Raw genomic sequence first — 22221 nt, 5'->3', positions numbered from 1 at the left:
TATTCAATATGAAATACTTACTCGGCTACGATATCGGTAGCTCTTCCATTAAAGCCTCGCTGCTCGACATCGCCACCGGGCGCTGCGTGGCTGCGGCTACCACGCCCACTACCGAAATGGGTATGGACGTACCTCAGCCCGGCTGGGCCGAGCAGCGCCCCGAGCGCTGGTGGCAGGAAGTCATCAACGCCACCCAGCAGCTCAAGGCTAAGTACGGCTTCGACGCCTCGCTGCTGGCCGGCATCGGCATCACGTACCAAATGCACGGGCTGGTGCTGCTCGACAAGGCCGGCCACGTGTTGCGCCCCGCCATCATCTGGTGCGATAGCCGCGCCGTGGAGATTGGCAACGAAGCATTTGCTGACCTAGGTGAGGAATTTTGCCTGGAAAACTTCCTGAACTCGCCCGGCAACTTCACGGCCTCCAAGCTGAAGTGGGTGCGCGAAAACGAGCCGGAGATTTACGCCCAGATTCACAAGATTCAGCTGCCCGGCGACTACCTCGCCTACCAGCTCACGGGCCAGATGCAAACCACCGTATCGGGCTTGTCGGAGGGCGTATTCTGGAATTTTAAGAAGCAAGCTATCGCGCAGGAGCTGCTCGATTACTACGGCATCAGTGCCGACTTGCTGCCCGAAGTGGTCGATACATTCGCCATTCAGGGCCGCCTCACGGCCGAAGCTGCGCAGACCCTAGGCTTGGTGGCGGGCACCCCCATTAGCTACCGCGCCGGCGACCAGCCCAACAATGCCTTCTCGCTCAATGTGCTGAACGCGGGCGAAGTGGCGGCCACCGGCGGCACGAGCGGCGTGGTCTATGGCATCAACGAAACCACCACTGCCGACCCGCGCTCGCGCGTCAACTCCTTCGTGCACGTGAACAGCACCCGCGAGCAGCCCAAAAACGGTGTGCTGATGTGCCTCAACGGCACCGGCATCCTGAATAGCTGGCTGCGCAAAGTGGTGGGCAACCTGCCCTACGACCAGATGAATACGCTGGCCGCCCAGGCGCCGGTAGGGGCTGATGGCCTGTTGTTCCTACCCTTCGGCAACGGTGCCGAGCGTATTCTGGAAAATCGGCCCGCCGCGGCCAGTTTGCACGGCTTGCAATTCAACATTCACGGCCAGCCGCACCTCATTCGGGCGGCGCAAGAAGGCATCGTGTACGCCCTCAACTACGGCATGGACATCATGCGCGCCTCGGGCGTGCAGGTGCAAACCGTGCGCGCCGGCCACGCCAATATGTTCCTCTCGCCGGTGTTCCGCGAGGCCTTCGTGAACTGCGGCAACGTGACCTTAGAGCTTTACGATACCGACGCGGCCCAGGGCGCGGCCCGCGGTGCGGGCATCGGGGCGGGCATTTATGCCAGCCCAAAAGAGGCTTTCAATGGCCTCGCCCGCATCAGCACTATGGAGCCCACCCCCGCCTTGCAGGCGCAGTATCAGCAAACCTATAGCGACTGGCAAACCCTGCTAGCCCGCGAAACCCGGCCAGCGGAATTGCTGCTGGCATAAAGCAACAATGGTGTAGGGCGCGGCCCCGCGCCATCAATAGATTCTCCCTCTTTTTTAATGCAAAGGTTAGGGAAAAGCGCCCTTTGGGTGACTATCTCTTTACTACCCCTCATTACCCCAATCATTTTCTCAGCTCATGGCTAACCAGGAATTTTTTAAAGGCATTGACAAGATTAAGTTTGAAGGCCGCGAGTCAGATAATCACCTAGCTTTTAAGTGGTACGATGAAAACCGCGTGGTAGCTGGCAAGACCATGAAGGACCACCTGCGCTTTGCTACCGCCTACTGGCACACCTTCGTGGGCACCGGTGGCGACCCCTTCGGCCCCGGCACCAAAGACTTTGCCTGGGATGCCAAAGGCGACATCGTGGGCCGCGCTAAGGACAAGGCCGACGCCGCATTTGAGTTCATCACCAAGCTCGGCACGCCCTACTACTGCTTCCACGACGTGGACCTCGTGGACGAGGGCTCGTCGCTGAGCGAGTACGAGCGCAACCTGAGCACCGTGGTAGATTACCTTAAGCAGCACCAGCAGGAAAGCGGCGTGAAGCTGCTGTGGGGCACGGCCAACGTGTTTTCGAACCCGCGCTACATGAACGGCGCCAGCACCAACCCCGATTTCTCGGTGGTGGCCTACGCCGGTACGCAGGTAAAAAACTCTATCGACGCCACCATCGCGCTGGGCGGCGAGGGCTACACCTTCTGGGGTGGCCGCGAGGGCTACATGACCCTGCTCAACACGGACATGAAGCGCGAGCAAGCGCACCTAGGTCGCTTCCTGAGCATTGCCCGCGACTACGCTCGCAAGCAGGGCTTTACGGGCAAATTCTTCATCGAGCCCAAGCCAGCCGAGCCCACCAAGCACCAGTATGACTTCGACGCCGCTACCGTAATCGGCTTCCTCAAAGAGCACGGTCTGGAGAATGACTTCATGCTGAACCTGGAAGTGAACCACGCCACGCTGGCCGGCCACACCTTCCAGCACGAGCTGCAAGTAGCCGCCGATGCCAACCTGCTCGGCAGCATCGACGCCAACCGCGGCGACTACCAGAACGGCTGGGACACCGACCAGTTCCCCAACAACCTGAACGAGCTGACCGAGTCGATGCTCATCATCCTAGAGCACGGCGGCATCAAGCCGGGCGGCATCAACTTCGACGCTAAAACCCGCCGCAACTCAACCGACCTGGAGGACATCTTCATCGCCCACATCGCGGGTATGGACACCTTCGCCCGCGCCCTCGTGACGGCCGATGCCATCCTCACCAAGTCGCCCTACAAGCAGTTCCGCCAGGAGCGTTACGCTTCGTTCGACTCGGGTGCTGGTGCTGAGTTTGCCAAAGGCAACCTGACGCTGGAAGACCTGCGCAAAATCGCGCACGAAGCCGGCGAGCCCACGCCCCGCAGCGGCAAGCAAGAGTGGCTGGAAAGCATCATCAACCAGTACATCTAATCGCTGACCTGACGTAGGACCCCACCCCCCGGCCCCCTCCCCTCCGGGAGAGGGGGAGCCTGACGACTTCGCTAGTAGCCTTTAGCGGTTAGCCAGTAGCTTTTTTGAAAAGAGCAAATAGCTAGCTGCCAGTAGCCAACAGCTAACGCTAGGCTCCCCCTCTCCCGAAGGGGAGGGGGCCGGGGGGTGGGGTTTTGCGTTTGGGATAGCCTTTCCTTTTCCCTATGAACCCCACCCGCCTTGCCCTAGGTGCCCTGCTGCTGGGCAGCCTGACCTTAACCAGCAGCCAGCGCCCCGACGCTGATAAGGGCCTGAAAGACTATTACAAGGACTACTTTCCTATTGGCGTAGCTGTGTCGCCGCGGGCGCTGCAAAACCCCGCCGAGGCAGCGCTTATCTTGCAGCAGTTCAATAGTCTGACGCCGGAGAACGACATGAAGATGGGGCCAATCCACCCCGAGGAAAACCGCTGGAACTGGGGCCCCTCCGACGCCATCGTAGACTTTGCGCAGGCGCACAAGCTGAAGGTGCGTGGTCACAACCTCTGCTGGCACGAGCAGACACCCCGCTGGCTGTTCAAAAACGCCGACGGCAGCCAAGTGAGTAAGGAAGTGCTACTCAAGCGCCTGCACGACCACATCGACGCGGTGGTGAAGCGCTACAAAGGCAAAATCTACGCCTGGGACGTGGTGAACGAGGCTATTGCTGACAACCCCAACGAGTTTTTGCGCAATTCGGACTGGTACAAAATCTGCGGCGAGGACTTCATTGCCGAGGCTTTCCGCTATGCGCACGCCGCCGACCCCAAGGCCGTGCTCTTCTACAACGACTACAACACCGAGCGCCCCGAGAAGATGGAGCGCGTGTACAAGCTGCTCAAGAAGCTGAAGGATGCCAACGTGCCCATCGACGCGGTGGGCTTGCAGGGGCACTGGTCGCTGGTCGAGCCCACCGAGCAGGAGCTGCGCACTACCATCGAGCGCTTTGGCTCCCTAGGTCTCAAGGTGCAGGTGACGGAGCTTGACGTGTCCGTTTACCCTTGGGAGAAAGACCGCCGCGCCAAGCGCCCCGACGAGTCGGACGCCTACACGCCCGAAATGCAGGCCAAGCAGGCCGCGCAATACAAGATGTTCTTCAAGGTATTCCGCGACGAGAAGAAGTACTTGACCGGCATCACGTTCTGGAATATCTCCGACCATTATTCGTGGCTCGATACTTACCCAGTGGCGGGGCGGAAGAACCACCCACTGCTGTTTGACGAGAACTTTAAGCCCAAGCAGGCTTATTACGAGGTGGTGAAGTTTTAATTCATCAGAAGATAATAGTAAGTTAAAAACGGGTCATGCAGCGCGCAGCGAAGCATGACCCGTTTTAAGTTCAAAACAGTTAGTTCTCATGCGTTTTATCCTTTCCCGCCTGTCTCTCGCCCTCGCTCTGCTGTCGCCTGCGCTGGCTGATGCGCAGCAAGTAGCCGCCCCGCTCAGCGAGCACTATATCTCGGCCAAAAAAGCGACCGGTAGCTTTCCGCTGGTGGCTGGCGGCAAGGCCGCCGCACTCTACGCCAGCGAAAGCGACTGGCCCGGCGTGCTGCGCACCATGCGCGACGTGCAGGCCGACATCAAGCGCGTGACCGGCCGCGAGCCGCAGTTGCTGACTGATGCGCCGGCTGCCCAAGTGCCAGTAGTGCTAGTAGGTACCCTAGGGCATAGCCCTTTGATTGACAAGCTAGTGCAGGCCGGTAAGCTCGACGTGAGCAACCTGGCTGGGCGCTGGGAAACCTTTGTGGTGCAGGCCATCGACAACCCGCTGCCGGGCGTGAAGCAGGCGCTGGTAGTGGCTGGCTCCGACAAGCGCGGCACCATTTACGGCCTCTACGACCTCTCGGAGCAGATGGGCGTGTCGCCCTGGTATTGGTGGGCCGACGTGCCGACCAAGCCGCAGAAGAACCTGTACGTGGCGGCTGGCCGCCACACCCTAGGTACGCCGCAGGTGAAGTACCGAGGCATCTTCCTCAACGACGAAGCGCCCGCGCTCAGCGGGTGGGCCAAGGAGAAATTTGGCGGCATCAACTCGAAGATGTACGAGCACGTGTTCGAGCTAATTCTGCGATTGAAAGGCAATTATCTGTGGCCCGCCATGTGGGGCAATGCCTTTAATGACGACGACAAGCGCAGCCCCGAGCTGGCCGACACCTACGGCATCGTGATGGGCACCTCGCACCACGAGCCCATGCAGCGCGCCCAACAGGAGTGGAAGCGCTACGGCAAAGGCCCCTGGAACTACCAAACCAATGCGCCGGTGCTGCAAGAGTTTTGGCGCCAGGGTATTAAGAATATGGGCACGCACGAAAGCATCGTGACCATCGGCATGCGCGGCGATGGCGACGAGCCCATGAGCGAGGGCAGCAACATCAAGCTGCTTGAAAAGATAGTGGCCGACCAGCGCCAGATTCTGACCGAAGAAACTCGCAAGCCCGCCGACCAAACCCCGCAGGTGTGGGCGCTCTACAAAGAAGTACAGGACTACTACGACAAGGGCATGCGCGTGCCCGACGACGTGACCCTGCTGCTCTGCGACGACAACTGGGGCAACCTACGCAAGCTGCCTAAGCTAGGCGACGCGACGCGCAAGGGCGGCTACGGCATCTACTACCACTTCGACTACGTGGGCGGACCTAGGAACTACAAGTGGCTGAACACTAACCCGCTGCCGCGCATCTGGGAGCAGATGCATCTGGCGCACGAGTACGGTGCCAACCAGATTTGGGTGGTGAACGTGGGCGACCTCAAGCCGGTGGAGCTGCCCATCAGCTTTTTCCTCAACTACGCCTGGAACCCCGACGCCCTGCCCGCCGATGGCGTGGCCGCCTACACCCAGCGCTGGGCCGAGCAGCAGTTTGGCCCGAAGCACGCGGCCGATATTGCCGACATTCTGGCTAAGTATGCCAAGTACAACAGCCGCCGCAAGCCCGAGCTGCTCGATGCTAACACCTACAGCTTGGCCACCGGCGAGTGGGCTACGGTGGTAGCCGAGTATAACCAATTGCTAAACCGCGCCGAGGCTATCGGCCAAAAGCTGCCCGCCGCCGACCGCGATGCTTACTTCGAGCTGGTGCTGCACCCGGTGCTGGCCTGCGCCAACCTCAACGAGCTGTACTACACCGTGGCCCAAAACCGCGCGGCCGCCAAAACCAACCAGCCCAGCACCAACGCGCTGGCCGAGAAAGCGAAAGCTCTGTATGCCAAAGACGCAGAACTCAAGAAGCGCTACCACGCCCTGGCCGGCGGCAAGTGGAACCACATGATGGATCAAACGCACATCGGCTACACCTACTGGCAGCAGCCGGAAGTGGATAAGATGCCCGAGGTAATGACGCTGCCAGCTGGCGCAACGGCCTCGGTAGCTGCAACCCAGGCCGTTGTGACTGAAAGTGCTACTTACGTCTCGCTCGAGGCTGAACGCTACACCCAGGCCGTAAACGCTGGTGCCATCACCTGGCAGCGGTTGCCCGACCTAGGGCGTACGGCGGGGGCAGTTACAGCCTTCCCGGTTACGGCGGCGCCCACAACTGCGCCGGGCGGCAATAGTCCGCACTTGGAGTACCGCATCAACTTGCCCCAAGCCGGCCCCGTGACGGTGAGCACCTACCTCGCGCCCACGCTAGACTTTACCAACACCACCGGCCTGCGCTATGCCGTGTCTATCGACGATGAGGCCCCGCAGATTATCAACCTGCACACGGGCCTCAACCCCGATAATGGCAACAGACCCTGGGAAAGGGCGGTGGCTGAAAATATCATCCTGAAAACCTCGCAGCACAACGTGGCCGCGGCCGGCGCGCACGTGCTCAAGTTTTGGCGCGTAGACCCCGGCGTGGTGCTCGAAAAGCTGGTGGTGAGCCCCAGCCCGCTGCCCGCTACCTACCTAGGGCCACCGGCTGGCGAGGCGGGCAAAGGCAAAGCGCAGGCCGTGCCCGGCAGCCTAGGTAAGCGCTAGCCTAGCGAATATCCAGCAAGCCGACACTGCTTGCATCGCTCGTGTCAATTTGAAGCTAGCTAATTAAACAAAAGCCCCTTGGCATACTTGCCAAGGGGCTTTTGTTTGTGGTAAGGACCCTAGGTCCTCTATTAAGCAGATTACCGCAGGCGGCGCAGCTTGCGCAAACCCAGCCCGAGCCCAGCTGCCACTAATAGCGAGGCGCCGCCATCGAGGGGCACGGCGGTGGGGTCTGGGGCTTGCGGTGCGGGGCCACCGGTGGTCGGCGTTTGGGCATGCGTGGTGGCTAAGGTGCCGGTAATCAGCCAGAGCCCGGCTGTGGCTAGTGCCAAGCGCATAGAGAAATGCTTTTTCATGGAAACGAATAGCTAAAAGCTGCCCCGAGGCTTCGGGAGAAACCCCGGGGTAGGCATTAGTCGATGGTAAGGCGCTTGGTGATAGTGCCTGCGTTGGTTTGGAGGCGCACAGTGTAGATGCCCGGCGCCAGCACTGGCAGTGTGAGCGGCCGGGTAGCATTGGCACTAGGCGCTAGGGTCTGGTGGAACACCGGTTGGCCCAGCGCATTGAGGACGTCGGCCTCGATAGCGTGCTGACCCATTGCAGTGGGCAGGCCTAGCGACAGGCGGCCGCCATGCGCGGGGTTGGGGTAGAGGCTTACTTGCTCGCTCAGCGCGGCCGAGGCAGTAGCCAGCGGGCTGCTGGGGCGCAGCACCAGCGCAAAGCGCCCGGCAGCAGCGGCGCCGGCTCCTAGGCTCACGGTGTAGCCGGTAGGCTGGCTCAGGTCGAAGAGCGTGCCGGTCTGGGTATCGCGCAGCAGGGCTTGCACGCCAGTGGGGAGGTTCAACAGCTCGGTGGCGCGCAGCGTGTAGTTGCCGGCTAGCGGGGCCTGCACGCGGAGGGGCACAGTCACGGTGGCGGTACCTAGGGCCGGTAGCGCGTTGATAGCCAGTAGGCCCGTGGCATTCAGCTCGCTGGCTAGCAGCGGCGTGCCGCTCGCGGGCAGTTTGTAGGCGTCAGCGGTGGGGTCAAAGCCGGTGGTGGCATCGCCGGGGAAGTACACCACAGCCTCGTCGGCGGGGCCGGTAGCGGCACCTAGGGCCAGGCGCACCAAGGGGGCGGGGCCGGTAGTGCGCTGGAACGTGGGGCTGGCGTAGGTAGTGAGGCGCGCTGCATTAGTGAAGTTGACGCTGCCTGGCGTGCTGGCCGAGGTGGTGCGCACAAAAAAGCCCTGCATAGCCGCCAACTGGTTGGTGCCGCCGTTAATGCTAGGGCCGTTGGGCACGTAGGTCGAGTAGGTGCCCGCATACGGGCCAGTAGAGCGGAACACGTACACGGCCGCATCGAGGCCGGTGGTGGTCACGGCGTTCCAATCGAGCACCGAGGGGTAGGGGTTGCCCAGCAGCTGCCAGCCAGCATCGGCCTGCGGCCCGCGCCCTAGGTTGGTGCGGCTGATAGAGCCGTTGTTGAGCGTACCTACAAAGTCAACGGTTTCGGTGCCCGGAATATTCACCGAGTACCCTAGGCCGGGCGTCAGCACGTCGGTCAGCGCCGTCGGCGATTCCCAGCCGTAATCAAAGGCACTGGTCAGGGCCGAAGTTGAAGTCAGCCGCGCGCTATTGTAGCCAAATACCGTGGGGAAGGGCATTACGGCGTAGGGGTTGGCGGCCTGGTTATAAGCTGGGGTCACTACTGGCGAGAAGTTGCTCGTGGCTAGGTCAGCCACCGTAGCCGCCGCCACCGGCGAGGCATAGTGGCGGTAGCCATTGTTGGCGTTCGCAGTCGGGTCGATGTAGCGTTGCACTGTCGCATTGCCTACTACAGTACCGTTGGCATTCACCACCATAGACGTGCCCGTAGCATCAGAAAGCAGTGTGAAGGCCCGGCCGTTGGTGGTCAGGTTGCCGTTGAGCGTTAATAATTGGCGTACGCTGGCGGGGGCACCTAGGCTGGCGGTGGCGCTGCCCACTGTGAGGCTAGGAAAGGTGGTGGCGGTGGTGCCGCCGATGATTTGGGCGCTGCTGCCACCTAGGGCCACGGTGCCGGTGCCGGCCACTGCACCGCCGTTATTGGTTAGGTTGCCGGTTAGGGTCAACACGGCGTTGGTGGTCAGGGTCGAGCCGGTGCCGAGCGTCACATTGCGAGCGCTTTGTGCGCTACTCACGGTGGGCTGGTTGGCGGCGTAACCCGGGAAAACGACGTCGTCGGTGGCCGCGGGCAGGGTGTAGGTGCTGGCCGACGACACGAGGGCGTTGGCTGGCGCACCGTTGTTGGTAATCCAGTTGCTAGCTGTAGCCCAGGCAGCGCTGGTGTTGCCGGTCCACATGGGGCCGGTGTAGGTGCTGGCCACGTAGGTGCGCAGCCACGTCAAGGCTGGGCGCTCGCTGTTGTCGGCATTGGCAATGTACGCGCCCTGGTTGGTGCGCCAGTGGCCGGGGCGGTAGCCCCACAGCGTGATGCCGCGCACGGCCGGATTTTCCCAGAACAGCGGAAAAATGCGCTGGTAGTCGGCCAGTTGTTGGGCATCGGTTGCGCCATCCAGGTCAAACTCCGTGATGTAGAGCGGCAGGTTGGCCGAGGCCAGCGTGGCCATATTGGCCTGAATGGACGCCGTAGAAGTAGGCGCCAGCGAAAATGAGTGCCCCTGAATACCAATGGCGTCGATGAGGCCGCGGTCCTTCAAAAGCTTTGCAATGCCCACGTAGGTAGCGGCCCGGTTGGGCTCGTTCTCTACGCTGTACTCATTGAGCATCAGCTTAGAATTGGGGAAGTACTGGCGCGCCATCTGAAAGGCCGTGATAACCCAGTCCCAGCCCGTAGCGCCGTTGCCGCCCAGCGCGTTGAGGTAAGCCCCGCCATCGGGCCCCGCGGCCCCGGTGGGCGGCTGGTGGGTGGGCTCGTTCACCACGTCGATGAAGTCGATGCGCTTGCCCTGAAAGTGGGTCGCTACCGCTTGGTACCAGTCCTTGATGGCCGCCAGCTTGTCGGCGTCGCTCAGGCCGCTGGTGGTGAGCCAGGTAGGCTGCTGCGCGCCCCAGATGAGCGTGTGAAAGCGAAATGGCCCGCCTGTAGCCACTGCCTGGGCGTAGGCCGCATCGGCTTCGGCCCAGTTGTAGCTGCCGCGGGTGCCTTCGGCCACGCCCCACTTGCCGCCGTTTTCGGGCGTGGTGCCATCCCAATACACCCCGAAGTAGGGCGACTGGGCCGTGCTATACGCCGAGCTTAGGTACTTGGGCTTGCCCATAGCAATGGGCGAACCCGTGGGGGCCGGCCCGGGCGTTACCACGACGGCCGAGCCCTGCGTGCCCGCATCGAGGTTAGCCACCGTGAAGTTGAGACCCGTCTGCCCAAACACGAACTTGTCGAAGTACAAGCCATCCTCCCGCGCCCCAATCTGCAAGGTTTGCGTGAGGCTGCCCGCCGGCACTGTAAACGAGGCGCCGCTGCCAAATTTTGACAGATTTACCCATTTCCAAAGCGGCGTAGTAGCATTGGCGCTGAAGCCGGCGGTACCTAGGCCATCTACGGGCTGGGTCGAGCCCACCACGTAGCCGGCTGAGGCCAAGCCGTTTTGCAGCCGCCAGTCGCCGCTGGTGGTAGGGCTTTTCACGCCAAAGCTGGTGGCGTTGTAATAGCTATCATCATTGAAGCCACCCGGCCCCACCCAAATGCGGGCGTAGAGGTCGTAGCTGCCCGCCCCCGGAAACGTGATGCTGTACGTGAGTACGCGGGCCGCCGTAGCAGGAGCCGCGTTGCCGCCAGCATAGGCCGTCTGGTCGGTTTTGGTAGTGATGTAGGTGGCCGCGGGCACCGTGCTGCTGGCCGGAGTAGTGCCGATAACCCAGTCGCCGATGGTGGCCCCGGCTACGGGCGGCGTGGTTGAGGTGCCAGATTCCGCTTCAAACGGCACGGGCGCATTTTGGGCAAAGAGCGAAAAGTGACTGCCAAGCGCAGCCACCAGCGCCAGTCCTAGGCGTTGAGGTTTCTTCATACAGGAAGAGGATTGGGTGGGAAAAGGAAAAGCAAGAAATTCACGGAATAATCCGCTGCTTGCCACACTAAAGTAGAAGTCTTGCGCGTTGATTAGATAGCTGTTCCTTAACGCTATAGCGATTATTTTTCAGCAAACGTTTGTGATAGACCGGGCAAACGTTTGTGATAGCTAGCAATGCCCGAATCTTATAAAAGCAGTAAGCTGAGCACTGGGCAATAGGCAAGAAAAAGGGGGACCTCAGCTACAGCTGAGGTCCCCCTTTTTTAGTTGTTTTGAAAGCGATGTTGCGTACGTTTTGTAGTCAGCGTTCGCAAGTAGGCAGCTACTGCTAGGCGGCTTGCAAAGCCCGCGCAACAGTGGCCTTTACCAAATAACAGCCCGGTCGGCCGCCGTGCGGGTCATCTTATCGCCCTCCTTGCAGCCGAAGGCAGCCTGAAACTGTGGCATGTTCATAATCGGCCCGATGGTGCGGTACTGGCCCGGCGAGTGCGGGTCGGTTTGGATTTGCTGACGCAAAGCCTCGGGCCGAATATTTTGGCGGCGCAGCTGGGCCCAGCTCAAGAAGAAGCGCTGCTCGGGCGTGAAGCCGTCGAACTTGGGCCGCGGCCCATTGCCGTAGCGCTGAGCCAATTGCTTTTCGAGGGCCGCGTGCACGATGGTGAGGCCTGCAAAATCGGCCAGGTTCTCACCTAGGGTCAGCTTGCCGTTCACGTGCACCGAGTCGAGGGGCGAAAAGGCGTCGTACTGGCGGGCCACGATGGCGGCGCGCTTCGTGAACTCGGCCGCGTCCTGAGGCGTCCACCAGTCGCGCAGGTTGCCGGCAGCATCGTATTGTCGGCCCTGGTCGTCAAAGCCGTGGGTCATTTCGTGACCCATCACCCCGCCAATGGCGCCGTAGTTCACCGCATCATCGGCATTGGGGTCAAAGAAGGGCGGCTGCAAGTAGCCAGCCGGGAACACAATCTCGTTGAGCGGCGGGTTGTAGTAAGCGTTGATGGTGGGCGGTGTCATGCCCCACTCGGTGTGGTCGACGGGTCCGCCAAAGCGTGCGGCTTCGCGGCGGCTTTCCCAGTGGCGGGCGGCCAGCACATTTTTGGCATACGACTCGCGGCTGATAGGCAGCGCCGAATAGTCTTTCCACTTATCGGGGTAGCCGATTTTCACGCGCAGCGCATTCAGCTTTTTCAGCGCCTCGGCCTTGGTAGGCGCACTCATCCAGGTGTTGGTTTGGATGTGCTCGGCCATGCTGGCCTTGATGTTAGCGAGCATTTCCAACGCTTTTTGCTTGGCCGCGGGCGGAAAGGCTTTCTCGACGTAGAGTTGGCCAAATGCCTCCCCTAGGGTAGCATCGGTGGCGGCTTGCGCCCGCTTCCAGCGGGTAGTTTGCTGGCGGGCACCGGTCAACACTTGGTTGTAGCGGAAGCTAGCATCGACGAACGCGGCGGGTAGCGTGGCCGCCAGCGAGCGCACCAGGTGCCAGCGCATGTAGGTCTGCAAATCGGCCAGCGGCTCAGTTTTGAGCAGCGCATTCACCTCATCAAAAAAGGCCGGCTGGCCCACGATAATCTCCTGCGCTTTGCTGAGCTGCATATCGGCCAGCAGCTTGGGTAGCTGCACGGCGGGGTAGCGCTGCGCGGCGGCCGCTAGGGCCATCTGGTTGTAGTTGGCTTGCGGGTCGCGCAGCTCCACGCGGCTGCGCGAGGCCTGGGCTAGCCGCTTCTCGAGGCGCTCGACGGTGGCCGCGTTGCGCTGGGCCGCGGCCGGGCTGTCGCCCAGCAGCCCGAATAGCTGCTGCATGTAGGCTTGGTAGGCGGCCCGCACTTTCTGGGTGCGCGCGTCGTCCTTGAGGTAGTAGTCGCGGTCGCCCATCGTGAGGCCTCCCTGGTCGAACTGCACCACGTAGCGCGTCGTGTTCTTCTCATCGACCTGCACTCCGCTGCGGAAGAAGGCGCCGGTCCCTAGGTCCTGCTCATAGGCCAGGAGAGCCGGCAGCTGGGCGCGGGTTTTGAGTGCCGCAATGCGAGCCAGCTCGGGTTTCAGCGGCGCGATGCCCGCCTTTTCGATGGCCGCGGTATCCATGGCAGCGGCATAGAAATCGCCCACCTTCTGGAGATTGGAGCCGGGTGCGGCATTACGGTTGGCCGCGGCTTCCTCTAAAATCTGCTTTAGTGTGGCCTGGGTGCGCAGGCCTAGCAGGTTGCGCGGCCCCCAGCTGGTGGCGTAGCTCGGAATCTGGTTGGTCTTGAGCCAATTGCCGCCCGAAAACTCATAGAAATCGTCGCACGGTGACACCGAGCGGTCGAGGTCGGCTACATCGAGGCCCACACCTTTGGGGTCGGGGGTAGCGGCGGCCGTGGGGGTAGTAGTGGTAGCGGCGGTAGTAGGGGCGGCCGGGCCGCTACTAGCGCAGCCGGCCAAGCCAGTGCCGAGCAGCAGACTCGCCGCAACAAGGCGGAAATGAGACATATACGTGAGGTAAAAAGAGCGAAGCAGCGCCCAAGCGCTAGCCTACAAACTTACCCCATTATGAACTGATTTCTGACTGCGTGGCATAAACTTAGTGCAGTGCAATAGCGGCATTGTCCTAGGCCAGCAGCTTGTAGCCCACGCCACGCACGTTTACTATTTGTACCTGTGGGTCGTGGCGCAGGTAGCGGCGCAGGCGCGTGATGAACACATCGAGCGAGCGACCGTTGAAAAAGCTGTCGTCGCCCCACAATTGGCGCAGCACCTCGGTGCGGGTGAGAACTTGGTTGCGCTGGTCGAGCAGACACTTGAGCAACTCGGCCTCGCGATGGGTGAGGGTGATTTCGGGTTGGCTGCCATCGGCCAGGCGCAGGCGCTGCTGGGGGTGGTCGAAGTGGTAGCGGCCAATGGCCAGTGGGCCGGGCACGGGCGGCGGGGCTGCCACCAGCGGGCGGCCCAGTAGCGCCCGCACCCGCACCACCAATTCATCCATGCTAAAGGGCTTTTTGAGGTAGTCGTTGCCGCCCAGCTCGAAGCCGCGCACCACATCGGCCGGCTGCGAGCGGGCGGTGAGGAAGATAATGGGCACCGCTGCGCTAGCGCGCCGAATCTGGGCGGCCAGGTCAAAGCCGTCACGCACGGGCATCATCACATCGGCTACCACTACATCGGGCCCTAGGTCCTGAAACAGCTGCCAGCCCTGTGCCCCATCGGCCGCGTGATGCACTGTGAAGCCGCGGGTTTCGAGGCTGTCCTGCACAATGCGAGCTAGCGAAAGCTCGTCTTCGACAAGGAGGAGAGTAGGCATTTCTTTCAATTAGTAATTGACAATGAGTGATGGCAATACGCTTGTCATGCTGAGCTTGCGAAGCATCTTATCAGGTCAGAACCTTGCATGAGAAGATGCTTCGCAAGCTCAGCATGACAGACGCTTGATATGACGTCTCTATCATTCTAACATAGGTGCTACTATCCAATAGCTGAACAGGGCAGCCAGATGATAAACTCGCTGCCGCGGCCCGGCGTGCTGCGCACGCTGACGCGGCCGCCGTGTCCCGCCACTACTTGGCGCACGTAGTACAGCCCTAGGCCAAAGCCCTTGACGGGGTGCAGGTTGCCGGTGGGCACGCGGAAGAATTGCTCAAAAATGGCTTCTTGGTAGCCGGGCGCGATGCCGGGGCCATCATCGGCCACCGAGAGCTGGTAGCCACCCGCCGCCGGCCGGCCCCCGATGCGAATGGTGACGCGCTCGCCCGAGTATTTGATGGCATTGTCGAGTAGGTTGTGCAGGGCGCCGGCCAGGTGCAGGCGGTCGAGCAGCAGTGTGTCGGCGGGGGCAATAGCCACCTCAAACTGCACTGGCTTGGAAGCTTGTAGCTCGTGGCGACTCGTTAGCTCAGCCACTAGCTCGGCGGGGCGCAGGGGCTCGGGGCGCAAGGCCAGGGCATGGTTGGGGCGGTCTTCTACCGCAATGTGCAGCACCTTTTCGACTAGGTCGGAGAGGCGGCGTATTTCCTGCCGTGCCATGGTGAGGTAGGTATCCGTCTTGCGCGCATCACCTAGGGCTCCAAAATCCTGCAAGGCCTCCATGGCTGCCGACACCGTGGCGAGGGGCGTTTTCAGCTCGTGCGTCATGTTATTGATGAAGTCGTTTTTGACTTCGGCCAGTTTCTTCTGCCGCAGTATTGTGCTCAACATGAGTGCAAAGCAGCCTGTGGTGAGGCCCAGCAGCAGCGCCGAGCCTGCCAAGCTACCCGTCATTTGGCGCAGTACATATGCCCTAGGTGCTGGAAAAGAAGCTCCCACGGCCAGCCCCCGCACGGGGTTGAGAGGCACTGGATAAGTACTCAGTGGGTAGCCAGCGTGGGTGGGTAGTAGGCGCACAGGCACCGGGCCTTTTACGTCGGGCAACTGTAATTTAAAAGCCGGTTTACTAGTGCTGCTAATAGTATCGAGCTTGAAGGCTGCATCTATCCCGCGCTGGCGCAACTCGGCGCGGTAAGCCCGGGCCAGCTGCCCCAAATCGACGGGTTGCTGGCGGTACCAGTTGCTGATAACAAAGCTGGAAAGCTGCCGGGCCAGCGAATCGGTGCGCACTGCGCGCGCCCGCTCGACCTGGGCGCTGGGGGGCAGTGGGCGCTTGCCTGCGGCTGATGAGCGCAACACCAGCACCCTAGGTGGCTGCGCCGGCTGGGGCCAGGGCTGGGCCGCTTGCGGCGCGGTGAGGCCGGTATCCAATTTTTCTATTTGCCAGCGCGCGGCTTGGCCGGGGGGCGAGTTGGCGTCGGCGTAGTTGTTGAATTTGATGTTGAACATCTTGTTGGTGCGCCTGACCTGCTGGCGCTGCACCACCGCTTCGAGCGCCTCGCTAGTCGAGCGGCCAAACTGCGTGGTGGCCAGCTGGTAGCTGCCATAAAGCCAATAGGCCTGAAAGCCATAGATGCCGAGCAGGCAGCTAGCTAGCAAACTGAAAATAAAGCGCAGGCGACTTTTCATGCGGCAGAGTAGCGTAGGTCGAAAGTACGGCCGCCTAAGGTCTCAAAAAGCCGCATTAACACTCATTAACAAAGAATAACAGTGCTTTACACGGGGGGCTTCGTCCTTTGCAGCGTTCCATTTAACCCCCTTTGTGATGACTACTTTCTTCTGCATGACCCTAGCTGGCGTGCTTGCCGGCAGCCTGACTAGCCACCTCGCTACTGCCCAATCTACTGCGCCGGCAACTGGCCGCCTGCGCTATGAGTTTGCGCAGCGAGTAGACAAAGACAAGATAAAAATTAAGATGTTCGACCCCAACGGTCAAGAAATTAACCTAGATGGGCCAGGCTCAACCATCGAGCTGCCAACTTCGATGAGCGCGCAGAAAAGCCTGGTATATAGCAGCCGCTACGCCAAGGAAGAACAGCCACAAGGCTTGCAAATGGTGGGCGGTAATATCAACATGGTACCTAGTAAGACTCCTGTTGCCACTCGCAGCCTTCCGGCATCCATCAGCAGCGCGCAGTACTTCGACCTAGGTGCCCGCACCGCCACCACCGTTACCACCATCGGCGGCACAGACTACGTGGTGGCGCCTGCACCCGTGCCCGCGCCGCCCGCCGGCTGGCAAGACTTGCCCCAGACCAAGCGCATAGCCGGCTACCTCTGCCACAAGGTGACGGTGCCGTTTAAGAAAGAAACCTACACGCTGTGGGTGACTACCGAACTACCCTTTGCCTACTCGCCGGTGCGCGAGCTCACGCCCGCCCAGGGCGTAGTGCTGGCCCTGAGCAGCGACCAGGAAGAATACACGGCTACCAAGCTCACGGCCGAGCCGGTGGCTGAGGCCGACGTGCGCCCCAGTCCCCAGGCTCGGCCCGTGACGGAAATCGAGCTCAAGGAGCTGCGCGCCAAGGCCACCGCCGACCAGCATCAGCGCGCGCTAGAGCAAATGGCCAGCCAACCGCGGCCCTAGCATATGCGGCAGCTACTTATAGCGTTCCTACTCCTGCTGGCAGGGGTGGGGCGGGCCAGCTATGCCCAGCCCGCGCCGCGCCCCGGCCTGGGGCTGGTGCAGGGCGTGGTGCTCGACTCGGCGGGCGGCCAGCCGCTGCGTGAGGTGTCGGTGACCCTGCTGCACGCCCGCGATTCGAGCTACGTCACGTTTTCGCTCACCGATGGCAGCGGTCGCTACGCGCTGCGGGGCGTGCGGCCGGGGCAGTACTTGGTATTAGTGAATGCCCTAGGGTATAAAACCTTGCAGCGGTCGGTGGCCGTGACCGCGGCTCAGCTCACCGTGGAGCTGCCGCCACTGCGCCCGCGCGCTGAGGCCCGGCAGTTGGGCGAAGTAGTCGTAACGCACGAGCAAGCGCCCGTGAGTGTAAGCGGCGACACGGTAGCCTTCAGTGCCAAAGCTTTCAAAACCCAGCCTAATGCGGCCGTGGAGCAATTGCTCAAAAAGCTGCCTGGAGTGGAAGTAGACCGCGACGGCACTATTCGCTCGCAAGGCCAGGAGGTGAATAGGGTACTGGTTGATGGCAAGCCATTCTTTGGCGATGACCCCAAGATGGCAACCCGCAACCTGCCGGCTGATATCATTGACCGGGTGCAGCTCTACGACCAGCAAAATGACCAGGCTAATTTTTCGGGTATCGATAGCGGCGAGCGGCAGCGCACCATCAACCTCGTGACGCGCCGCGACAAGCGCAAGGGCTACTTCGGCACCGAGCAAGCCGCCCTAGGTACCGCTGGCCGCTACCAAACCAAGCTAGGTCTCAACCGCTTCGACAATGGCCGCCAGCTTTCGGCCTTGGCTCAGGCCGACAATGTGAACCGCCAGGGATTCACGGATAGCGGACCGACTACCAGTCTGGCCGATGGGGGAGGGGGCGCCGGCAGCCTAGGTGGCAGCAGTGGCGGCCTGGTGCTGGAAGCGCCGGGCGGTGCGCGCAATGCGGGCAGCACCGCGGGCAGTGGCGGCCAAGTGGGCGTGACGGAGGCCGCATCGGGCGGGCTCAACTACCGCGATGCCTGGGGGCCGCGCCTCGAAGTGGCTGGCAGCTACCTGGCCGCCCGTGCCACCACCCTAAACGACCAGCAGGCCCAGCGCCAGAACCTGACCGGTGCGCCCACCTCCGATGCCGTGCCCCTCACCGACCGCTACGCCGCCAGCCGCACCCGCACCACCAGCCAGCGCGCCAACTTACGCCTCGACTACCGCCTCGACTCACTCACCAGCTTGCGCTTCACGCCCACCCTTAGCTGGCAAACCACCGACCAGCGACGCACCACCAACCAACAAACTAGCCAAGGCAGCAACTTGCTAAACCAGAGTGCCAGCCGCTACGATGCCACGGCCCATAGCCTCACGGGCGGCGCCAATGCGCTGCTCATGCGCAAATTCAAGCGGGCCGGGCGCACCTTTTCGGCTAATCTCAACCTAGGGCTCGACCGGCAAAATGGGCTGGCGCTGAACCAGGCCACCAATACTTTTTTTGCGGCGGGAGCTGGTGCGCCGCAGGTGCTCAACCAGCAAATCGACCAAGCTACGCCGCGCCAGCAGGCGGCCGTCAACTTCTCGTACACCGAGCCGCTGACGCTGCGGTACCAGCTAGAGGCGCACTACAACTACACCACGGCGCCCAGCCAGGCCCGCCGTCTTGTTGCCGATTTTGATGCCACTACTGGCGAATACGACCAGCTGAATACCTTGCTCAGCAATGATTTTAAGAGCCGCTACGCCGCTCAGCGCGCCGGCCTTACCTGGCAAACACGCCGCTTGCGCTACACCTACAACCTAGGGCTCGACGCCCAGCAGGCCACGCTCAGCCTCGACAACCAAACGGCCGAAACCAGCTTGCGCCGCGCTTATCCTACGCTGCTGCCGCAGGCCAACTTCAGCTACAGTGGGGCCCGCAGCCGCTCGCTGCGTCTCAACTACCGCACCGCTCTCACGGCGCCCGCGGCCAGCCAGCTCCAGCCGGTGCCCGATAATAGCAATCCGCTCAGCATCAGACTTGGCAACCCAGACCTGCGCCCCGAGTACAGCCACAGTCTTACGGCGACCTACAGCCAGTCGGACCTAGCGCGGGGGCGCAGCCTCATGGGGCTGCTGGCCGGGCAGGCGGTGCAGCACCGCATTGTGTCGGCCACTACGTTTGATGCGGCTGGCGTGCGCACCACCCAGCCGGTCAATGCCGATGGTTACGTGGCCCTGAATGGGTACCTGTCGCTAGGCCAACGGCTGCCCAGCCACCAGCTCAACCTAAACGCCAGCACCAGCGCCAACCTCAGCCGCAGCCAAAGCTTCATCAACGGCCAGCCCAACGTGGCCCGCACCTGGCTGCTGGGCCAAACGCTTAGCGTGAACTCGGCTTATACTGAGCACCTAGAGCTTGGGCTGAACGCCAACTTCACGTACCAGCAGGCCGACTACTCGCTGTCGCGTGCGGCCAACACGGCGTACTTCACCCAAACCGTGAGCGGCGATGTGTACTGGCGCCTGCCTGGCCGCTGGGTGCTCACTTCCGACGCGTACTTCACTAACAACAGCGGCTTAGCCGCTGGCTACAACCAGCGCGTGCTGCTCTGGAACGCGGGCTTGGCTTATCAACTATTTGCTAACCGACAAGGCGAACTCAAGCTCTACGCTTTCGACCTATTGGGCCAAAACCGCAGCGTGCTGCGCAATGCTACTGACACCTACGTGGAGGACGTGCGTAGCCGTGTGCTCACGCGCTATCTGCTCTTGAGTTTCACCTACCAGATGCGAAGCTTTGGCCGGTGAGAATAGCGAGTGATTCTTGCAACTCATTTAAAACGAAAGAGGTGGCGCAGTATCCTACGCCACCTCTTTCGTTTTAAGTTGACTTTTCCTACCTAGAAAGGATAGCCGATAGCAATGTTCAGACGGCCCGACTGGTCGCCGCTGTCGGGTGTGCCGTAGTTGGCGCGCAGCGGCACGGCGTAGTCGAAGCGAAGGACGAAGAACTGCACATCGACGCGCAAGCCCGCGCCCGCACCCACGGCCAGCTGGTTGAGGAAGGTGCTGGCGTTGAACTGCCCGCCCGGCCGCTGGGGGTCGTTGTTGACGAGCCAGATATTGCCCGCATCCACAAACACGGCGCCCTTTACGTAGGGAAACAAATCCTGGCGGTACTCTAGGTTGCCTTCGAGGCGCAGGTCACCCACTTGGTCGTAGTAATTATTGATAAAGTCGCCAGCCACCGGGCGGTACGAGCCGGGCCCGATTTGGCGCGCTGCGTAGGCCCGAATGGAGTTGGGACCCCCAATACCGTACTGGCGCAGGTAGGGCAGCGAGCCGCCCGACGAGTTGCCATAGGGCAGGCCCGCCCCGATTTGCAAGCGGCCCACAATGCGGTTGCCCGAGGCAGGATTGGCGCTGATGCGGTAGTACTCGCGCAGCTCTAGGTCAAACTTGGCGTATTGTGCAAAGCGCTGACCCGCAATACTATAATATTGGTCGCCGGTGGTGCGGCCGGCTGTGAGGCGGCTGAGCGCGTTGGCTGCGTTACCAGCTACTTCCACCTGGCCCTGGAAGAAAATCTGCTGGCGGCGTTTCTCCAGCACCTGCTGGTTGTAGGTGTAGCGGTACGAGCTGGCTAGGATGAACTGCGAGGTGTAAGCCTGGCGCAGGAAGGGACGCGCATCCAAGACCTTGTTGAAAGCCGTATCAGTCGAAACCGAGTTGTAAGAGGCATCAATCAGCTTGATTTCCTGCTCGTTGGTAATCTTAGTTTTCCAGCTGTAGCCGTAGCTAGCGTTGTAGGTGGTAGTGCTGAAATAATTGGTGCGGTTAACGTAGCGCAAGCCTAGGCCAAAGTTGGTGCGCGGCTGGAAATTGGAATTGACCAGGCGTGGGTTCAGAAATGGCAGCTTAGGTGCAATAAGGCGCGGCACAACTAACTGCGCGTTTAAGCCAAACTCGGTCGAAAGCAGGCCCGAGGTGCCGCGCGTCGACTCCACGCCGGAGGGGGCCCCGGTTTGCGCCTCGTAGGAGGCCACGGCGTTTACTAGTAGCTGCTCGGCCCCACGAAACGCCGAGCGATTGCGGAACTGCGCCGTGAGGCCGGGCCCAACAAAGCCATTACTCTTGCTCACCAGCTGGAGCTCGGTGCGCAGACTTTTCTTCTTGAGTTGCGTCATCAGCACGTCGGCATCGAGGCGAGCGCGGCCGGCCGAGTCCCCGGCGGTCGAGGGCTTAAACTTGATTTCGACGTAGCGGAAGGTGTTCAGGCTCATGAGGCGCGAAAGCGTTTGGTCGCGCCGAAACTGCCGAAATAGGCTGTCGGGATACAAGAATACAGCCCGCGTAATGGCCTTCGCCTTAAACACGTCCTCGTCTGGGTAGTACAAATACTTATTGTAGCGAATGGGCTCGCGGGTAGTCGTGTCGGTAAGTACGTAGTTGGTATTTAGGCTGATAGTCTTGAGCCAGTAGGGGCGCGTGGCCTTGGCGGGCGCCTCAGCCTTCAGCTTATAATACACATTCACCTTGCCATTGAGCGTGCTGTCAACCTGAAACAGAATGTAGTTGGGGTTGAAGTAGTAGTAGCCCCGGTTCTTGAGAGCTTGGTCGATGCGGGTGCGCTCGCTCGTAAACACGTCGAGGTCATAGGGGTCGCCTACTTTCAGCAGCGTGTTGGGTTGGGTGCTCCGAATGGCCGCGTCGATGAGCGTGTCGCGGTCTGGGAAGTGAATCTCCTGGATGGTGTACTGCTGGCCCGGGCGCACCGTGTAGTTTATCTGGGCGGTGTTCTCCTTTACCTGTACCTCGCTGGCGGCGGCACCGTGGAAGTAGCCGCGGTTTTGAAGGCGGTTCACCATCAAGCTGCGGGTGTTGGCGGGCTGGGCCTGGCTAAGCAGCACCGGCGGCTCGCCGAGCTTGTCGGCCAGGAAGTGTTTCAGCCCTTTAGATTTACCCAGTCCTAGGTGCCAAAAATAGAGCTTGGGCCGCTGCCCCAGAATCGAGGAGTTGGGCTGGGGCCGAATGAGGTCGGTGAGCTCGGTCTGCAGGGCCGACTGGTTGCGCAGCTTGGTGGGCGACTCTAGGGTGACTTTGCTGCCGGTGTACAGCTTCTCGCCTTCGGGCACGTATTTCAGCCCCGAGCACGAGGCAAAAAACAGTAAGCCCAACACAGCGGCCCAGCGCTGGGCCGCCGTTGGTAGCAACTTAGAAGAGGCAAACAAGGAGATTTTCTTCATACTATACTCTTTTTGCAGGGCGGGGCGCTGGCCGCAGGGCGGAGTGGCACACCAACTCCCCCCTAGGTGGGTTATTCGAACAGAAGCAAAGAGCTACC

At 61.4% G+C, this 22221-nt stretch carries 12 protein-coding genes; 6 read left to right on the top strand and 6 right to left on the bottom strand.

The genetic code is table 11. The annotated features are described in order from the left end of the window. Positions 1 to 8: 8 nt before the first annotated feature. The 4 genes from FNT36_RS23145 to FNT36_RS23130 all read left to right on the top strand — a co-directional run bounded on the left by FNT36_RS23145 (position 9) and on the right by FNT36_RS23130 (position 6963). On the top strand, positions 9 to 1514 hold the full coding sequence (locus FNT36_RS23145; protein ID WP_144852738.1) for a xylulokinase: 1506 nt from the start codon (positions 9 to 11) through the stop codon (positions 1512 to 1514). Positions 1515 to 1650: 136 nt separating this feature from the next. Then, a complete protein-coding gene (gene xylA, locus FNT36_RS23140; RefSeq protein ID WP_144852736.1) occupies positions 1651 to 2967 on the top strand; it encodes a xylose isomerase in 1317 nt (438 codons plus the stop codon). A gap of 224 nt (positions 2968 to 3191) precedes the next feature. Further along, positions 3192 to 4274, top strand: a complete 1083-nt coding sequence (locus tag FNT36_RS23135) for an endo-1,4-beta-xylanase (protein ID WP_144852734.1) — start codon at positions 3192 to 3194, stop codon at positions 4272 to 4274. A gap of 88 nt (positions 4275 to 4362) precedes the next feature. Beyond that, positions 4363 to 6963 (top strand): glycosyl hydrolase 115 family protein, encoded by a 2601-nt coding sequence (locus FNT36_RS23130; RefSeq protein WP_144852732.1) that lies wholly within the window; start codon positions 4363 to 4365, stop codon positions 6961 to 6963. 140 nt (positions 6964 to 7103) lie between these two features. Here the strand turns inward: FNT36_RS23130 and FNT36_RS23125 are convergent, their stop codons facing one another. The 5 genes from FNT36_RS23125 to FNT36_RS23105 all read right to left on the bottom strand — a co-directional run bounded on the left by FNT36_RS23125 (position 7104) and on the right by FNT36_RS23105 (position 15916). Beyond that, positions 7104 to 7319 (bottom strand): PID-CTERM protein-sorting domain-containing protein, encoded by a 216-nt coding sequence (locus FNT36_RS23125; protein WP_144852730.1) that lies wholly within the window; start codon positions 7317 to 7319, stop codon positions 7104 to 7106. Between the two features lie 56 nt (positions 7320 to 7375). Then, positions 7376 to 10951 carry an endo-1,4-beta-xylanase gene (locus tag FNT36_RS23120; RefSeq protein ID WP_144852728.1) on the bottom strand — a complete coding sequence of 1192 codons (3576 nt, stop codon included), beginning with the start codon at positions 10949 to 10951 and terminating at the stop codon, positions 7376 to 7378. Between the two features lie 366 nt (positions 10952 to 11317). After that, the gene (locus tag FNT36_RS23115) at positions 11318 to 13420 is read right to left on the bottom strand and encodes a M13 family metallopeptidase (RefSeq protein WP_144852726.1); all 2103 of its coding nucleotides are present in this window, start codon (positions 13418 to 13420) and stop codon (positions 11318 to 11320) included. Between the two features lie 118 nt (positions 13421 to 13538). Then, the gene (locus tag FNT36_RS23110) at positions 13539 to 14228 is read right to left on the bottom strand and encodes a response regulator transcription factor (protein ID WP_144852724.1); all 690 of its coding nucleotides are present in this window, start codon (positions 14226 to 14228) and stop codon (positions 13539 to 13541) included. A 161-nt stretch (positions 14229 to 14389) separates the two neighbouring features. Further along, positions 14390 to 15916: a sensor histidine kinase gene (locus FNT36_RS23105; RefSeq protein WP_144852722.1), complete on the bottom strand. Its 1527-nt coding sequence runs from the start codon at positions 15914 to 15916 to the stop codon at positions 14390 to 14392. Between the two features lie 136 nt (positions 15917 to 16052). On the opposite strand from FNT36_RS23105, the gene FNT36_RS23100 reads away from it, so the two are divergent. Both FNT36_RS23100 and FNT36_RS23095 read left to right on the top strand, forming a co-directional pair. Further along, positions 16053 to 16874 (top strand): hypothetical protein, encoded by an 822-nt coding sequence (locus FNT36_RS23100; RefSeq protein ID WP_144852720.1) that lies wholly within the window; start codon positions 16053 to 16055, stop codon positions 16872 to 16874. Positions 16875 to 16877: 3 nt separating this feature from the next. Next, positions 16878 to 19685, top strand: a complete 2808-nt coding sequence (locus FNT36_RS23095; RefSeq protein WP_144852718.1) for a TonB-dependent receptor — start codon at positions 16878 to 16880, stop codon at positions 19683 to 19685. A gap of 92 nt (positions 19686 to 19777) precedes the next feature. On the opposite strand, the gene tamL is transcribed toward FNT36_RS23095, so the two are convergent. After that, on the bottom strand, positions 19778 to 22123 hold the full coding sequence (gene tamL, locus FNT36_RS23090) for a translocation and assembly module lipoprotein TamL (protein ID WP_144852716.1): 2346 nt from the start codon (positions 22121 to 22123) through the stop codon (positions 19778 to 19780). Between the last annotated feature and the right edge of the window lie 98 nt (positions 22124 to 22221).

Source organism: Hymenobacter setariae, from assembly GCF_007713685.1.
Taxonomy (GTDB): Bacteria; Bacteroidota; Bacteroidia; order Cytophagales; family Hymenobacteraceae; genus Hymenobacter; species Hymenobacter setariae.
The sequence above is the reverse complement of the archived record's forward strand: the minus strand, read 5'-3'. Positions and strand labels throughout refer to the sequence as shown.

What these genes read in the sequence shown, in the direction of transcription:
- FNT36_RS23115 (WP_144852726.1), bottom strand. Translation starts at nt 13,420, where the DNA reads ATGTCTCATTTCCGCCTTGTTGCGGCGAGTCTGCTGCTCGGCACTGGC.
- FNT36_RS23095 (WP_144852718.1), top strand. Translation starts at nt 16,878, where the DNA reads ATGCGGCAGCTACTTATAGCGTTCCTACTCCTGCTGGCAGGGGTGGGG.
- FNT36_RS23120 (WP_144852728.1), bottom strand. Translation starts at nt 10,951, where the DNA reads ATGAAGAAACCTCAACGCCTAGGACTGGCGCTGGTGGCTGCGCTTGGC.
- tamL (WP_144852716.1), bottom strand. Translation starts at nt 22,123, where the DNA reads ATGAAGAAAATCTCCTTGTTTGCCTCTTCTAAGTTGCTACCAACGGCG.
- FNT36_RS23130 (WP_144852732.1), top strand. Translation starts at nt 4,363, where the DNA reads ATGCGTTTTATCCTTTCCCGCCTGTCTCTCGCCCTCGCTCTGCTGTCG.
- FNT36_RS23105 (WP_144852722.1), bottom strand. Translation starts at nt 15,916, where the DNA reads ATGAAAAGTCGCCTGCGCTTTATTTTCAGTTTGCTAGCTAGCTGCCTG.
- xylA (WP_144852736.1), top strand. Translation starts at nt 1,651, where the DNA reads ATGGCTAACCAGGAATTTTTTAAAGGCATTGACAAGATTAAGTTTGAA.
- FNT36_RS23100 (WP_144852720.1), top strand. Translation starts at nt 16,053, where the DNA reads ATGACTACTTTCTTCTGCATGACCCTAGCTGGCGTGCTTGCCGGCAGC.
- FNT36_RS23125 (WP_144852730.1), bottom strand. Translation starts at nt 7,319, where the DNA reads ATGAAAAAGCATTTCTCTATGCGCTTGGCACTAGCCACAGCCGGGCTC.
- FNT36_RS23110 (WP_144852724.1), bottom strand. Translation starts at nt 14,228, where the DNA reads ATGCCTACTCTCCTCCTTGTCGAAGACGAGCTTTCGCTAGCTCGCATT.
- FNT36_RS23135 (WP_144852734.1), top strand. Translation starts at nt 3,192, where the DNA reads ATGAACCCCACCCGCCTTGCCCTAGGTGCCCTGCTGCTGGGCAGCCTG.
- FNT36_RS23145 (WP_144852738.1), top strand. Translation starts at nt 9, where the DNA reads ATGAAATACTTACTCGGCTACGATATCGGTAGCTCTTCCATTAAAGCC.